The organism is Pseudomonas sp. Irchel 3A7 (genome assembly GCF_900187565.1).
Taxonomy (GTDB): domain Bacteria; phylum Pseudomonadota; class Gammaproteobacteria; order Pseudomonadales; family Pseudomonadaceae; genus Aquipseudomonas.
On the sequence record NZ_FYED01000004.1, the window covers coordinates 68,598 to 83,677 of the forward strand.

Sequence of the window (15,080 nt, forward strand, 5' to 3'; positions counted from 1 at the left end):
CCGGGCGAGCGCATGGAGAGTTTTTATGTCCGTTCACGCCCCGAACACTGTCCTGTCGGTCAGCGGTATCGGCAAGACCTACGCCCAACCGGTCCTGACCGGCATCGACCTGACGCTGATGCGCGGTGAAGTGCTGGCGTTGACCGGCGAGAACGGCGCGGGCAAAAGCACACTGTCGAAGATCATCGGCGGACTGGTCGCGCCGACCACTGGCCAGATGCAGTTTCAGGGGCAGGATTATCGCCCTGGCAGCCGCACCCAGGCTGAAGACCTGGGCATCCGCATGGTCATGCAGGAGCTCAATCTGCTGCCGACGCTGTCGGTGGCGGAAAACCTGTTTCTCGATAACTTGCCCAGCAACGGCGGCTGGATCAGTCGCAAGCAACTGCGCAAGGCGGCGATCGAAGCCATGGCCCAGGTCGGGCTCGATGCGATTGATCCGGACACCCTGGTCGGCGAACTCGGCATCGGTCACCAGCAAATGGTCGAGATCGCCCGCAACCTGATCGGCGATTGCCACGTGCTGATCCTCGACGAACCCACTGCAATGCTCACGGCCCGTGAGGTCGAAATGCTGTTCGAGCAGATCACCCGTCTGCAGGCGCGCGGCGTGTCGATCATCTATATCTCCCATCGCCTCGAAGAACTGGCCCGGGTCGCCCAGCGAATTGCGGTACTGCGCGACGGCAATCTGGTGTGCGTCGAGCCGATGGCCAACTACAACAGCGAGCAACTGGTGACCTTGATGGTCGGCCGGGAGCTGGGCGAACACATCGACATGGGGCCGCGCAACATCGGCGCACCGGCGCTGACGGTCAAGGGCCTGACCCGCGCCGACAAGGTACTGGATGTGTCTTTTGAAGTGCGCGCTGGCGAGATTTTCGGCATTTCAGGATTGATCGGGGCAGGGCGCACCGAATTGCTGCGCCTGATCTTCGGTGCCGACAGCGCTGACAGCGGCACGGTGGCGCTGGGCTCCCCCGCGCAGCTCGTCAGCATTCGATCTCCGGTGGACGCGGTCGCTCACGGCATCGCCCTGATCACCGAGGACCGCAAGGGTGAAGGCCTGCTGTTGACGCAATCGATCAGCGCCAACATCGCGCTGGGCAACATGCCCGGCATTTCCAGTGGCGGTTTCGTCAACAACGGCGACGAGACCTCCCTGGCCCAGCGTCAGATCGATGCCATGCGCATCCGCAGTTCCGGCCCGACACAATTGGTGTCCGAACTGTCCGGCGGTAATCAGCAGAAAGTGGTAATCGGTCGTTGGCTGGAGCGCGATTGTTCGGTGCTGCTGTTCGACGAGCCGACCCGGGGTATCGACGTCGGGGCCAAGTTCGACATTTATGCGCTGCTCGGTGAGTTGACCCGCCAGGGCAAAGCGCTGGTGGTGGTGTCCAGCGACCTGCGCGAATTGATGCTGATCTGCGATCGCATCGGCGTGCTGTCGGCGGGCCGCCTGATCGATACCTTCGAGCGCGACAGCTGGACCCAGGATGATTTGCTTGCCGCCGCATTTGCCGGCTACCAAAAACGTGATGCGCTGCTCAACGAAGCAGCGCCTAGGGATCTTCCATGAAAACCGCATCTTTAGCCGGCAAACGCAGCGGCAACTTTTACGGCCTCGGCACTTACCTGGGCCTGGCCGGTGCATTGCTGGCGATGGTTGTACTGTTCTCGATCCTGAGCAGTCATTTCCTGTCTTACGACACCTTCAGTACTTTGGCCAACCAGATTCCGGACCTGATGGTCCTGGCGGTCGGCATGACGTTCGTGTTGATCATCGGCGGCATCGACCTGTCGGTGGGCTCGGTGCTGGCGCTCGCTGCGTCAACCGTCAGTGTGGCGATTCTCGGCTGGGGCTGGAGCGTCCTGCCGGCGGCATTGCTCGGCATGGCGGCGGCTGCACTGGCCGGGACCATCACCGGTTCGATCACCGTGGCCTGGCGCATCCCATCGTTCATCGTCTCCCTCGGCGTGCTGGAAATGGCCCGCGGCGTGGCGTACCAGATGACCGGCTCGCGCACGGCGTACATCGGCGATGCCTTCGCCTGGTTGTCCAACCCGATCGCCTTTGGCATTTCGCCGTCGTTTATCATTGCCTTGCTGATCATTTTTATCGCCCAGGCGGTGTTGACCCGCACCGTATTCGGTCGCTACCTGATCGGTATCGGCACCAACGAAGAAGCGGTGCGGTTGGCGGGGATCAATCCGAAGCCCTACAAGATCATGGTGTTCAGCCTGATGGGCTTGCTGGCGGGGATCGCCGCGTTGTTTCAGATTTCGCGCCTGGAAGCAGCGGACCCGAACGCCGGCTCTGGTTTGGAGCTGCAGGTGATCGCCGCCGTGGTGATCGGTGGCACCAGCCTCATGGGCGGGCGTGGTTCGGTCATCAGCACGTTCTTCGGCGTATTAATCATTTCCGTATTGGCAGCCGGCCTGGCGCAGATCGGCGCCACCGAACCCACCAAGCGCATCATCACCGGCGCGGTAATCGTGGTCGCGGTGGTACTCGATACTTACCGTAGTCAACGCGCAAGCCGGCGGACCTGAGTCATGGCAACGATCAAAGATGTGGCAGCACTCGCGGGCATTTCCTACACCACGGTTTCCCACGTGGTGAACAAAACCCGGCCGGTCAGCGAAGAAGTGAGGATCAAGGTCGAGGCGGCAATCAAAACCCTCGATTACGTTCCCAGCGCCGTGGCTCGATCCCTCAAGGCCAAAACCACGGCCACCATCGGGCTGCTGGTGCCCAACAGCCTCAACCCGTACTTCGCCGAACTGGCCCGGGGGATCGAGGATTACTGTGAGCGCAACGGCTATTGCGTGATCCTCTGCAACTCCGACGACAACCCGGACAAGCAGCGCAGCTACTTGCGCGTGTTGCTGGAAAAACGCATCGACGGTCTGATCGTCGCATCAGCGGGCGGTGACAGCGGGTTGGCGCAGGGCTTGTCGGGTGTGCGCACGCCGATGGTGATTGTCGACCGCGGGCTGGAAGGTGTCGATGCGGACCTGGTGCGCATCGATCACGAATACGGTGCCTACCTGGCGACCCGCCATTTGCTGGAGCTGGGGCACCGGGACATCGCCACCATCAGCGGTCCGGCGACCACCAGCGTGGCGCAGATGCGTCTGGCCGGTTTCTGCCGGGCCTTGAAAGACGCGGGCATCGAAGTGCCTGCCGAGCGCATGCTTGAAAGTGATTTCACCAGCACCGGCGGTTACAACGCCGCCGCGATCCTGCTGGAGCGCAACCCGCCCAGCGCCATCTTCGCTGCCAACGACATGATCGGCATCGGTGTGCTGCGAGCCGCCGCCGAGCGCAATGTGCGTGTACCGACGGAGTTGTCGGTGATCGGATTCGACGATATCCAGATGAGCCGATATGTCTACCCGGCGCTGACCACCGTGGGGCAGTCGATCCTGCAGCTTGGCGAGATGGCAGCCGAAGTGCTGCTGCGCCGGATCGCCAAGCCGGATCTGGTCACCGAACAACGGATTGTGATGCCAAGCATCGTCATGCGGGAATCGACAGCGCCTCTGGCCGGTGTTTTTGCCCAGTTCCGATAAATATAAAGCACCTGATGAAACCGAACGAATGAGTAGCAATGTATGCCAGCAAAAGTAGTGGTGATTGGCAGCCTGAACATGGACCTGGTGACCCGGGCGCCGCGGCTGCCGCAGGGGGGTGAAACGTTGATCGGTCATTCGTTTGCCACGGTGTCCGGGGGCAAGGGCGCGAACCAGGCCGTGGCCGCCGCGCGATTGGGGGCCCAGGTGTCGATGGTCGGCTGCGTGGGCAGTGATGCCTATGGCGAAGAACTGCGCACCGCCCTGTTGGCAGAACAAATCGATTGTCAGGCCGTCAGTACCGTGGACGGTTCCAGTGGCGTGGCGTTGATTGTGGTGGACGACAACAGCCAGAACGCGATCGTCATCGTTGCCGGTGCCAACGGCGCGCTGACGCCGGCGGTGGTCGGCTGTTTCGATTCGGTTCTGCAGGCCGCCGATGTGATCATTTGTCAGCTGGAAGTGCCGGATGCCACGGTGGGTCACGCACTCAAGCGCGGTCGGGAACTGGGCAAGACCGTGATCCTCAATCCGGCGCCTGCCAGCCGTCCATTACCGGCGCACTGGTACGCGAACATCGATTATCTGATTCCCAACGAGAGCGAGGCATCGGCCCTGAGCGGCTTGCCGGTGGACTCTCGGCAGTCTGCGCAAGCTGCTGCAACCCGACTGATCGAGCTGGGGGCCGGCAAAGTGATCATCACCCTGGGTGCCCAGGGTTCGCTGTTTGCCGATGGCCAACGCTTCGAGCATTTCCCTGCACCGACCGTGAAGGCGGTCGACACCACGGCGGCGGGCGATACATTTGTCGGCGGTTTTGCCGCTGCGCTGGCCGGCGGTAAAAACGAAGCTGAAGCGATCCGTTTCGGCCAAGTCGCCGCGGCGTTATCGGTCACCCGTGCCGGCGCGCAACCCTCGATCCCCTCCTTATTCGAAGTGCAGGCATTCAAGACTCCATGAAAAAGACACCTTTGCTCAACGTTGCCCTGTCACGGCTGATCGCTTCCCTGGGCCATGGCGACACCGTGGTGATTGGCGATGCCGGGTTGCCGGTGCCACCCGGTGTTGAGTTGATCGACCTGGCCTTGACCCACGGCATTCCGGATTTCATCAGCACCTTGAAGGTCGTGCTCAGCGAAATGCAGGTTGAAAGCCATGTGCTGGCCCGGGAAATCCTGGAGAAAAAGCCGTCGGCACTGGCAGCACTGCAAGCGCTGAATGACGAGGGTGCCCTGGGGCCGCGTGAACTGCTCAGTCATGAGCAGTTCAAGGTCCTCAGTCGACAGGCGCGGGCGATCGTGCGCACTGGCGAATGCCAGCCGTACTGCAACATCGTGCTGATCGCCGGAGTGACGTTCTGACTCGTTTTTGTTTTCTACCCTGCACAAGGAGTGCGCCATGTACCGTTTTGCCCGCAAACTGCCTCATCTGCTTCGGAGTCTGCTGCTTTTGTCCTTGATGACCGCCACTGGGGCCCACGCGGCGCAGAAGATCGACCTGATCATCGACACCGACCCTGGTGCCGACGATGTGGTTGCCTTGCTGTTTGCGCTGGCATCGCCGCAGGAGTTGAACATCCGCGCATTGACCACCGTCGCCGGCAACGTGCGCCTGGACAAGACGTCGCGTAACGCGCGGCTGGCCCGCGAATGGGCAGGGCGCGAGGAGGTGCCGGTCTACGCCGGAGCGAAGAAGCCGATGATGCGCAAACCCATCTATGCCGAGAATATCCATGGCAAGGAAGGGCTGTCAGGCATCACTGTCCATGAGCCTAAAAAAGGCCTCGCCGAGGGCAATGCGATCGAGTACCTGATCGACACCCTGATGGCGGCCGAGCCCCACAGCATCACCCTTGCCATGTTGGGACCACAGACCAACCTGGCCCTGGCGCTGATCCAGGAGCCGGAAATCGTCCGAGGCATCAAAGAAGTGGTGATCATGGGCGGTGCGCACTTCAACGGTGGCAACATTACGCCCGTGGCAGAGTTCAACCTGTTTGCCGATCCGCAAGCCGCCGAGGTGGTACTCAAGAGTGGGGTGAAACTGACCTACCTGCCGCTGGACTTGACCCACAAGATCCTCACCAGTGACGCGCGCCTGCAACAGATCGCGGCATTGAATAACAATGCCAGCAAGCTGGTGGTCAGTATTCTGAACGAATACATCAAAGCCGATATGGAGCACTACGGCATCCCGGGCGGCCCGGTGCACGACGCAACGGTGATCGCCTATCTGCTCAAGCCACAGCTGTTCAGCGGTCGCGAAGTGAACGTCGTGGTGGACAGTGATGAAGGTCCGTCTTTCGGCCAGACCATCGTCGACTGGCACGACGGCCTCAAGGCGCCGAAGAATGCCTTCTGGGTTGAAAGCGGCGATGCCCAGGGCTTCTTCGATCTGCTGACTGAGCGTCTGGCTCGCCTGAAGTAGCCCTCATGCCCGCAGGTAGCGGCCTGCGGGTTTTTATTCTTTGTCTGTGTGGGCTGCACCCGCGTGATCGGTCGGGTACTTTTCGAATACTTGCGTGATAAATTGCCGGGCTGCTTCGGTACCCAATCCTTTGACCAATAGATCGATACCAATGATTGCCAGCTCTTCCGGACTGCCCGGGCTATAGGAGCTGTGGCCTTGTGGCCACTTGACTGTGATGTTGGCGTCGATGCTTACGGTGGTCATGATGGCGCTCGTGCGGTCGGAAAAGTCTGAACGACGAGTTAACCATTTTGCGGCGCGTTTGGCACTCCGACTTAGGCATGACTCGAAGGCTATGCGACACTTGGTTTTTGATGACTTTTCAAGGACTGCGTTGTGCAGATTGATTTGAACACCCCAGACGGCTTGACCCTGGAGGCCGTGCGTCAGTTGTTGGCGTCAGCCAGCGACGATGAGCACACGCAATTGCGTGTGACCAAGGGCGGCATCGCCTATATTTCATCGGGAGTCGTGGGCGGCACCGATATCGACGGGCTGCTGTTCCGTCTGGAAACCTGGGCCAAGGGCTCTGGTTATGTCGGGCGCGTCGCGGCCAGCGACGAGGTCTGGGTCATGCAGATCTTCAATGCGCTGAAGCAGAACTGGCCGAAGCCGGCCTTCGACTACATTGATGTCTATTGAGCATCGTTCATATTCAGTCACGATTGAAGGATGAAGGGCAGGGCGATGCTCAGGCAAACTTGCCGTTTGTCTGCGGCGCAAGGACAGGTCGCTGGCTCTCCTTGTGAAACCAAACGCCGGATTGGCGGTCGCACGATCTCAGCTTAACTCTCGAAAAAAGGAGGCTTCATGCCTTGGAAGCTCGCGTCATTGGGTACCTTGTTGGCCGTTGCCATGCTGGCCGGTTGCAGCACTGCCAGCACCGAGTCGGCAACAGACCCTGTAACGACGACTGACACAGGTCACAGCCGTTGCGAGGCCAAAGCGGCCGAATTCGCCATTGGAAAACAGGCTTCGCCACAACTGCTGGAACAAGCGCGTACCCGTGCAGGTGCACAGAATGCACGGTTCCTCCTGCCTACCGACATGGTGACGCTGGAGTATCGCTCCGACCGTCTGAACCTCAACACCGATGCCAATCGGGTCGTCATCCGCGTCAACTGCGGCTGATCACCCAGGCTTTTGCGTTGCCCACAAAAAACCCCGTCACATGGACGGGGTTTTTTTAGCGCGCCTGGAAATTACTCTGGGCGAACTTGAGCAGCTTGCATACCCTTTTGGCCTTTCTCAGCCACGAAGGAAACGGTTTGGCCTTCTTTCAGGCTTTTGAAACCGTCGCTCTCGATAGCTTTGAAGTGTACGAACAGGTCGTCACCGCCACCTTGAGGAGTGATGAAGCCGAAGCCTTTTTCATCGTTGAACCATTTAACGGTGCCGGTTTGGCGATTAGACATGGTGTATCTCCAAGAAACATATATTTTCAGTAGTACTGTGCTGCTCAGGCCAACTGGGCACACCGGGGTATCATAGTCGAAATGTTCGCTTTGGGAGCCCCCCGCGGGTGCCGTTTGCCCTACAGTCGCACATTCTTTGTTGCCCGATACGGCTGGAAGCCCCGTTTTAAAAGGCTTTCAGCCGAAAGTAAAGACGATAAAAAAACCTGTAAAACCTGCATAAATCGTAGGAAAAAGCGCTTTTCAGAGGCCGTTCATCGGCTCAAGTCACTTTTTCAGCGTCTTGAGAGGCTTATTTTTTCGCCGGGTTAGTGGCCTTGCATTTGGAAATCTGGGTCAGGGCCTGTTGTTTCAAGGCGTCACTGGCCTGGTTATCCATCAGGGACTGAAGGTCCTTGGCGGGGTACGATTTGATGGCATCGGCGCCGCAGGCGCAGTGAGCTTTTGCAGCCGCGGCGCCGATCTGAGGCGTGGCAGCCTGGGTGCACTGCGCCATGTACTTCTCGCGCTCACCCTTCGGCCAATCGGCGTGGGCGGCCAGCGGCAGCAGCAGGACGATGGGGGCGACTACAGCGAACAAATGATTCAGACGCATGCCGGGATGCTCCTTGTGGGTCAATGTCTTGTTATCTGAGGGGGAAAACGGCGATCAAGTTCAGCACTCTGGCATAAAAACAGCGGATTTACCCTGGCGGGAAACCTCTACGCCGCCCTGACCGTTCATCTGTGCTAGCATGCCGGGCTCGGGCGCTTGCAGGCTCCGGTCGACCTTCAGTCCCGGCCGCGGCAGATGCCCGAATAATCCTGATTTGAATCCCAGTCACTCTGGTTCGGTTTTCCGGTTGGCCGCAAGGCTCCTGCCGCTGTAAGGCAGGCGTTCGTCATTGAATGGCCTGGATCGGATCTTGTACTGGCTCATCCCAACCCACGTGACCTTTGGTAGGGGTCACCACTAGGAGAGGAGGCGCCATGCCGACTATTACTCTTCCCGACGGCAGTCAACGTTCATTCGATCACCCGGTTTCCATCGCCGAAGTCGCCGCATCCATTGGTGCCGGTCTGGCCAAGGCTACTGTAGCCGGCAAGGTCAATGGCAAGCTGGCCGACGCCAGCGACATCATCGACAGCGACGCTACGCTGCAAATCATCACGCCAAAGGATGAAGAGGGGCTGGAGATCATTCGCCACTCTTGCGCCCACCTGGTTGGCCACGCGGTCAAGCAGTTGTACCCGACCGCCAGAATGGTCATCGGTCCGGTCATCGACGACGGCTTCTATTACGACATCGCCTACGAGCGTCCTTTCACCCCGGACGACCTGGCGGCCATCGAACAGCGCATGCAGCAGCTGATCGAGAAAGATTACGACGTCATCAAGAAAGTCACTCCGCGCGCCGAAGTGATCGAAGTGTTCCAGTCCCGCGGCGAAGACTACAAATTGCGCCTGGTCGAGGACATGCCGAACGAACAGGCCATGGGTCTGTACTATCACGAAGAATACGTCGACATGTGCCGCGGTCCGCACGTGCCGAACACCCGCTTCCTGAAATCCTTCAAGCTGACCAAGCTGTCCGGCGCCTACTGGCGCGGTGATGCCAAGAACGAGCAATTGCAGCGCGTCTACGGCACCGCGTGGGCTGACAAGAAGCAGCTGGCTGCCTATATCCAGCGCATTGAAGAAGCCGAGAAGCGCGATCACCGCAAGATCGGCAAGCGCCTGGGCCTGTTCCACACCCAGGAAGAGTCGCCGGGCATGGTGTTCTGGCACCCGAACGGCTGGACCCTGTACCAGGTGCTCGAGCAGTACATGCGCAAAGTGCAGCGCGACAACGGCTACCTGGAGATCAAGACACCTCAAGTCGTTGACCGCAGCCTGTGGGAGAAATCCGGGCACTGGGCCAACTACGCCGACAACATGTTCACCACGCAGTCGGAAAACCGCGACTACGCCATCAAGCCGATGAACTGCCCTTGCCACGTCCAGGTGTTCAATCAGGGTCTGAAGAGCTACCGCGAGTTGCCGATGCGCCTGGCCGAATTCGGTGCCTGCCACCGTAACGAGCCATCGGGTGCGCTGCACGGCATCATGCGCGTGCGTGCGTTCACCCAGGACGACGCCCACATCTTCTGCACCGAAGAACAGATGCAGGCCGAGTCCGCTGCCTTCATAAAGCTGACCATGGATGTCTACGCCGACTTCGGCTTCAAAGACATCGAAATGAAGCTGTCCACTCGTCCGGAAAAACGCGTCGGTTCCGATGAGTTGTGGGACCGCGCCGAAGCTGCGTTGGCCGCCGCCCTTGATAGTGCGGGCCTGCCGTACGATCTGCAGCCGGGCGAGGGTGCGTTCTATGGTCCGAAAATCGAATTCTCGCTGAAAGATTGCCTCGGCCGCGTCTGGCAATGTGGTACCTTGCAGCTCGATTTTAACCTGCCTGTCCGTCTGGGCGCCGAATTCGTCTCCGAGGACAACAGCCGCAAGCATCCGGTGATGTTGCACCGGGCGATCCTGGGTTCCTTCGAGCGTTTCGTCGGAATTCTGATCGAGCACTACGAGGGTGCGTTCCCTGCGTGGCTGGCGCCGACCCAGGCAGTGATCATGAATATCACTGATAAACAGGCAGATTTTGTTGCCGAAGTGGAAAAAACTCTCAACGAAAGCGGGTTTCGTGCCAAGTCTGACTTGAGAAATGAAAAGATCGGCTTTAAAATCCGCGAGCATACCTTGCTCAAGGTTCCCTATCTCTTGGTTATTGGAGATAAGGAAGTCGAGATGCAGACTGTCGCTGTGCGTACTCGTGAAGGTGCTGACCTGGGCTCGATGCCCGTCGCCCAGTTCGCCGAGTTCCTCGCGCAAGCGGTTTCCCGGCGTGGTCGCCAAGATTCGGAGTAATTATTATTAAGCGTGAAATGAGACAAGATAAACGAGCTGCACCGAAAGCCCCGATCAACGAGAATATCTCGGCACGCGAGGTTCGGTTAATTGGCGCTGACGGCGAGCAGATTGGCATCGTCTCGATTGATGAAGCGCTTCGTATTGCTGAAGAAGCCAAGCTTGATCTGGTAGAAATCTCCGCCGACGCCGTCCCGCCTGTTTGCCGGGTGATGGACTACGGCAAATCGATCTTCGAAAAGAAGAAGCAGATTGCTGCGGCGAAGAAGAACCAGAAGCAGATTCAGGTAAAAGAAATCAAGTTTCGTCCAGGGACGGAGGAAGGGGATTACCAGGTAAAACTGCGCAACCTGGTACGTTTCCTGAGTGACGGGGACAGGGCCAAGGTATCCTTGCGATTCCGCGGCCGTGAGATGGCCCACCAGGAGCTGGGGATGGAACTCCTCAAGCGAGTTGAAGGTGACTTGCTCGAGTACGGTTCGGTCGAACAGCATCCTAAGATGGAAGGACGCCAGCTGATCATGGTCATCGCCCCGAAAAAGAAGAAGTAATCAACAGGGCACGGCAGGCCTTCTGATTATGTTTATCAACTGAATGCGGAGTATCCGAACATGCCAAAAATGAAGACCAAAAGTGGTGCTGCTAAGCGGTTTCTGAAAACTGCTAACGGTATCAAGCACAAGCACGCTTTCAAGAGCCACATCCTGACCAAAATGTCGACCAAGCGTAAGCGTCAACTGCGCGGTAGCAGCTTGCTGCATCCGTCTGACGTGGCAAAAGTCGAGCGCATGCTGCGCCTTCGTTAATTTTAGTCAAGAATAGAGGAAGTAACTCATGGCTCGTGTAAAGCGTGGCGTCATTGCCCGTAAACGTCACAAAAAAATTCTGAAACTTGCTAAAGGCTACTACGGCGCTCGCTCGCGCGTATTCCGTGTTGCCAAGCAAGCGGTAATCAAGGCAGGCCAATACGCCTACCGTGACCGTCGTCAGAAAAAACGTCAGTTCCGCGCTCTGTGGATCGCTCGTATCAACGCTGGTGCTCGTATCAACGGTCTGTCTTACAGCCGTTTCATCGCCGGCCTGAAAAAAGCGTCCATCGAGATCGACCGTAAGGTTCTGGCTGATCTGGCAGTGAACGAAAAAGCGGCGTTTGCTGCGATTGTCGAGAAAGCTAAAGCCACCTTGGCTTAAGTACCCCCGACAGTCACCCGGCCTCACCTCTGTGGGGTCAGGTGTTAAACGTCATAAATAGGGGAAGAGCCTTCAAGCTCTTCCCCTATTTTGTATCTGGAGTCTGTACATGGAAAACCTGGACGCGCTCGTCTCGCAAGCACTAGAGGCTGTGCAAAGCGCTGAAGATATCAATGCCCTGGAGCAAATCCGGGTTCACTACCTTGGCAAAAAGGGCGAATTGACTCAGGTGATGAAGACCCTGGGGAATTTGCCGGCAGAAGAGCGTCCGCAAGTCGGCGCGCTGATCAACGTTGCCAAGGAGCGTGTCACAGAGGTTCTCAATGCGCGCAAGGCGTTGTTCGAGGAGGCCGATCTTGCGGCCAAGCTCGCCGCCGAATCCATTGACGTGACCCTGCCTGGCCGCGGCCAGACCTCAGGCGGTCTGCATCCGGTTACCCGGACTCTGGAACGTATCGAGCAGTTCTTCACCCACATTGGCTACGGCATTGCCGAAGGCCCTGAGGTCGAAGACGACTACCACAACTTCGAGGCGCTCAACATCCCAGGCCATCACCCGGCCCGTTCGATGCATGACACCTTCTATTTCAATGCCAACATGTTGCTGCGCACCCATACCTCGCCGGTACAGGTCCGCACCATGGAATCGAAACAGCCGCCGATCCGCATTGTCTGCCCAGGCCGTGTGTATCGCAGCGACTCCGATATCACCCACTCGCCGATGTTCCACCAGGTCGAAGGCCTGCTGGTCGATCGCGATATCAACTTCGCCGACCTGAAAGGGACCATCGAAGAGTTCTTGCGCGTGTTCTTCGAAAAAGAACTGGCAGTACGCTTCCGTCCTTCGTACTTCCCGTTCACCGAGCCATCCGCTGAAGTCGACATGGAATGCGTGATGTGCAGCGGTAAAGGTTGCCGCGTCTGCAAGCAGACCGGCTGGCTGGAAGTCATGGGCTGCGGCATGGTTCACCCGAACGTGCTGCGCATGTCCGGGATCGACCCGGAAGAATTTTCGGGCTTTGCCTTCGGCATGGGCGTTGAGCGTCTGGCCATGCTGCGTTACGGCGTGAACGACTTGCGTCTGTTCTTCGACAACGACTTGCGGTTCCTCGCGCAATTTCGCTAGTCGTAACGAATTCTTAGGAGAGCAGGATGAAATTCAGTGAACAATGGCTGCGTGGCTGGGTCAGCCCGCAGGTAAGTCGCGACGAGCTGGTTGCTCGTCTGTCGATGGCCGGTCTCGAGGTCGATAGCGTTACGCCGGCCGCCGGTGTATTCAGTGGCGTGATCGTGGGCGAGGTGCTGAGCACCGAACAGCACCCTGACGCCGACAAGCTGCGTGTTTGCCAGGTCAGCAATGGCTCGGAAACCTTCCAGGTCGTTTGCGGTGCGCCAAACGTGCGCCCGGGCCTGAAGATCCCGTTTGCCACCCTCGGTGCCGAGCTGCCGGGCGACTTCAAGATCAAGAAAGCCAAGCTGCGTGGCGTCGAGTCCAACGGCATGCTGTGCTCGCAAGCCGAGCTGCAGGTCGGTGAAGGTAACGACGGCCTGATGGAGTTGCCGGCCGATGCGCCGGTGGGTCAGGACATTCGTGAATACCTGAACCTTGACGATGCCAGCATCGAGGTCGACCTGACCCCGAACCGCGGCGACTGCCTGTCCCTGGCGGGCCTGGCCCGTGAAGTCGGCGCACTGTACGCCACCCCGGTCACTCGTCCAGTGGTTGCTGTCGTTCCAGCCGTGCACGATGAAGTGCGTCCGGTTGAAGTGCTGGCGCCTGCCGCTTGCCCACGTTACCTGGGTCGTGTAATCCGTAATGTCGACCTGTCCAGGCCTACACCGCTGTGGATGGTCGAGCGTCTGCGTCGTGCCGATGTACGCAGCATCGATGCTGCCGTCGACATCACCAACTATGTGATGCTGGAACTGGGTCAACCGCTGCACGCTTTCGATCTCGCCGAAATCAATGGCGGCATCCGTGTGCGCATGGCCGAAGAAGGCGAGAAGCTGGTACTGCTCGACGGTCAGGAAGTCAGCCTGCGTAGCGATACGCTGGTGATCGCTGACCACACTCGCGCCCTGGCTATTGCCGGCGTCATGGGTGGCGAACACAGCGGCGTCAACACCGCGACCACGCGTGACATCTTCCTGGAAAGCGCGTTTTTCGATCAGATCGCCGTCGCTGGCAAGGCCCGCTCCTATGGCCTGCACACCGACGCTTCGCACCGCTACGAGCGTGGTGTGGACTGGCAACTGGCCCGCGAAGCCATGGAGCGCGCCACAGGCCTGCTGCTGGAGATCACCGGTGGTGAAGCCGGCCCGATCATCGAAACCGTCAGCGAGCAGCACCTGCCGTCGATTGCGCCAGTAACCCTGCGTGCCCAGCGCATCACCCAGATGCTGGGCATGGAAATGGATTCGGCCGAAGTCGAGCGTCTGCTCAGTGCTTTGGGTCTGAAGATTTCTGCCGAGGGAGCAGGGCAGTGGCGCGTTGAAGTGCCAAGCCATCGCTTCGACATCAGCCTGGAAGTCGACCTGATCGAAGAACTGGCCCGTCTGTACGGTTACAACCGCCTGCCGGTTCGTTACCCGCAAGCGCGTCTGGCGCCGCAAGCCAAGGCAGAAGCCCGCAGCGATCTGCCAGAGCTGCGCCGCCTGCTGGTTGCCCGTGGTTATCAGGAAGCGATCACCTACAGCTTCATCGATCCGAAACAGTTCGAACTGTTCAATCCGGGTGTCGAGCCGCTGCTGTTGGCCAACCCGATTTCCAACGACATGGCTGCCATGCGTTCGTCGCTGTGGCCAGGCCTGGTCAAGGCGCTTCAGCACAACCTGAACCGTCAGCAGGATCGCGTTCGTTTGTTCGAGAGCGGTTTGCGTTTCGTCGGTCAGCTCGAAGGCTTGAAGCAAGAGCCGATGCTGGCGGGCGTGGTTTGCGGTAGCCGTCTGCCGGAAGGCTGGGCGCAAGGTCGCGATGTCGTCGACTTCTTCGACGTCAAGGCTGATGTGGAAGCGGTGCTGGGCTTCGCCGGTGCACTGGATGCCTTCACGTTCGTGCCAGGCAAGCACCCTGCGTTGCACCCGGGTCAAACCGCGCGCATCGAGCGCGAAGGCCGTCTGGTCGGTTTCGTCGGTGCCATCCACCCTGAATTGTCGAAAACCCTGGGTCTGGATCGTCCGGTGTTTGTTTTCGAGCTGGTTCTGGCGGAAGTGGCTAGCGGAAAAATGCCGAAATTCCACGAGTTGTCGCGCTTTCCTGAAGTTCGTCGTGACCTGGCACTGATTGCGCACAAAGACGTCGCAGCCGCGGCGGTACTGGACGTAATCCGTGAAAATGCAGGCGAATGGCTGACAGACCTCAGGCTATTTGACGTGTATCAGGGTAAAGGCATTGATCCTGATAGAAAAAGCCTCGCAGTCGGCTTGACCTGGCAGCATCCATCGCGCACTCTTAATGACGATGAGGTGAATTCCACGACGCAAAACATCCTCACCTCGCTCGAACAAAGGTTGAACGCCACGTTAAGGAAGTGACGT

General features: G+C 59.0%; 17 protein-coding genes. 14 read left to right on the plus strand and 3 right to left on the minus strand.

Annotated features, from left to right (window positions below; translation table 11 throughout):
• The first annotated feature begins 25 nt into the window (after positions 1 to 25).
• From CKW21_RS07490 to CKW21_RS07515, 6 genes are read left to right on the plus strand one after another with little or no spacing between them, the layout of a single operon-like run.
• A complete protein-coding gene (locus CKW21_RS07490; RefSeq protein ID WP_095193349.1) occupies positions 26 to 1,579 on the plus strand; it encodes a sugar ABC transporter ATP-binding protein in 1,554 nt (517 codons plus the stop codon).
• On the plus strand, positions 1,576 to 2,553 hold the full coding sequence (locus tag CKW21_RS07495; protein WP_095193350.1) for an ABC transporter permease: 978 nt from the start codon (positions 1,576 to 1,578) through the stop codon (positions 2,551 to 2,553). The genes CKW21_RS07490 and CKW21_RS07495 overlap by 4 nt, the downstream gene beginning before the upstream one ends.
• Before the next feature lie 3 nt (positions 2,554 to 2,556).
• Positions 2,557 to 3,576, plus strand: a complete 1,020-nt coding sequence (locus tag CKW21_RS07500) for a LacI family DNA-binding transcriptional regulator (RefSeq protein WP_095193351.1) — start codon at positions 2,557 to 2,559, stop codon at positions 3,574 to 3,576.
• A gap of 42 nt (positions 3,577 to 3,618) precedes the next feature.
• A complete protein-coding gene (rbsK, locus tag CKW21_RS07505; RefSeq protein WP_095193352.1) occupies positions 3,619 to 4,536 on the plus strand; it encodes a ribokinase in 918 nt (305 codons plus the stop codon).
• Positions 4,533 to 4,937 (plus strand): D-ribose pyranase, encoded by a 405-nt coding sequence (gene rbsD / locus CKW21_RS07510; RefSeq protein WP_095193353.1) that lies wholly within the window; start codon positions 4,533 to 4,535, stop codon positions 4,935 to 4,937. The genes rbsK and rbsD overlap by 4 nt, the downstream gene beginning before the upstream one ends.
• A gap of 37 nt (positions 4,938 to 4,974) precedes the next feature.
• Positions 4,975 to 6,003: a nucleoside hydrolase gene (locus CKW21_RS07515; RefSeq protein ID WP_095193354.1), complete on the plus strand. Its 1,029-nt coding sequence runs from the start codon at positions 4,975 to 4,977 to the stop codon at positions 6,001 to 6,003.
• A 33-nt stretch (positions 6,004 to 6,036) separates the two neighbouring features.
• Here the strand turns inward: CKW21_RS07515 and CKW21_RS07520 are convergent, their stop codons facing one another.
• Positions 6,037 to 6,249, minus strand: coding sequence for a hypothetical protein (locus tag CKW21_RS07520; RefSeq protein ID WP_095193355.1), 213 nt, complete (start codon positions 6,247 to 6,249; stop codon positions 6,037 to 6,039).
• A gap of 132 nt (positions 6,250 to 6,381) precedes the next feature.
• Between CKW21_RS07520 and CKW21_RS07525 the strand changes: the two genes are divergently transcribed.
• Positions 6,382 to 6,687, plus strand: a complete 306-nt coding sequence (locus CKW21_RS07525) for a hypothetical protein (protein WP_095193356.1) — start codon at positions 6,382 to 6,384, stop codon at positions 6,685 to 6,687.
• Positions 6,688 to 6,855: 168 nt separating this feature from the next.
• A complete protein-coding gene (locus CKW21_RS07530) occupies positions 6,856 to 7,176 on the plus strand; it encodes an I78 family peptidase inhibitor (protein WP_095193357.1) in 321 nt (106 codons plus the stop codon).
• A gap of 71 nt (positions 7,177 to 7,247) precedes the next feature.
• Here CKW21_RS07530 and CKW21_RS07535 read toward each other — a convergent pair whose 3' ends face one another.
• Complete coding sequence (locus tag CKW21_RS07535; RefSeq protein ID WP_003179963.1) at positions 7,248 to 7,460, minus strand: cold-shock protein; 213 nt, start codon at positions 7,458 to 7,460, stop codon at positions 7,248 to 7,250.
• Positions 7,461 to 7,752: 292 nt separating this feature from the next.
• Positions 7,753 to 8,055, minus strand: a complete 303-nt coding sequence (locus CKW21_RS07540; RefSeq protein ID WP_095193358.1) for a hypothetical protein — start codon at positions 8,053 to 8,055, stop codon at positions 7,753 to 7,755.
• 374 nt (positions 8,056 to 8,429) lie between these two features.
• On the opposite strand from CKW21_RS07540, the gene thrS reads away from it, so the two are divergent.
• The 6 genes from thrS (at position 8,430) to pheT (ending at position 15,077) form a co-directional block, all read left to right on the plus strand.
• Positions 8,430 to 10,352, plus strand: coding sequence for a threonine--tRNA ligase (gene thrS, locus CKW21_RS07545; RefSeq protein ID WP_095193359.1), 1,923 nt, complete (start codon positions 8,430 to 8,432; stop codon positions 10,350 to 10,352).
• Positions 10,352 to 10,903, plus strand: coding sequence for a translation initiation factor IF-3 (gene infC / locus CKW21_RS07550; RefSeq protein ID WP_169843736.1), 552 nt, complete (start codon positions 10,352 to 10,354; stop codon positions 10,901 to 10,903). Before thrS ends, infC begins: the two co-directional genes overlap by 1 nt.
• Before the next feature lie 60 nt (positions 10,904 to 10,963).
• Positions 10,964 to 11,158 (plus strand): 50S ribosomal protein L35, encoded by a 195-nt coding sequence (gene rpmI / locus CKW21_RS07555; RefSeq protein WP_002553160.1) that lies wholly within the window; start codon positions 10,964 to 10,966, stop codon positions 11,156 to 11,158.
• A gap of 28 nt (positions 11,159 to 11,186) precedes the next feature.
• Positions 11,187 to 11,543 carry a 50S ribosomal protein L20 gene (rplT, locus tag CKW21_RS07560; protein WP_007905879.1) on the plus strand — a complete coding sequence of 119 codons (357 nt, stop codon included), beginning with the start codon at positions 11,187 to 11,189 and terminating at the stop codon, positions 11,541 to 11,543.
• A gap of 109 nt (positions 11,544 to 11,652) precedes the next feature.
• Positions 11,653 to 12,669 carry a phenylalanine--tRNA ligase subunit alpha gene (pheS, locus tag CKW21_RS07565; RefSeq protein ID WP_007940232.1) on the plus strand — a complete coding sequence of 339 codons (1,017 nt, stop codon included), beginning with the start codon at positions 11,653 to 11,655 and terminating at the stop codon, positions 12,667 to 12,669.
• A gap of 26 nt (positions 12,670 to 12,695) precedes the next feature.
• Positions 12,696 to 15,077: a phenylalanine--tRNA ligase subunit beta gene (gene pheT / locus CKW21_RS07570; RefSeq protein ID WP_095193360.1), complete on the plus strand. Its 2,382-nt coding sequence runs from the start codon at positions 12,696 to 12,698 to the stop codon at positions 15,075 to 15,077.
• The last annotated feature ends 3 nt before the right edge of the window (positions 15,078 to 15,080 follow it).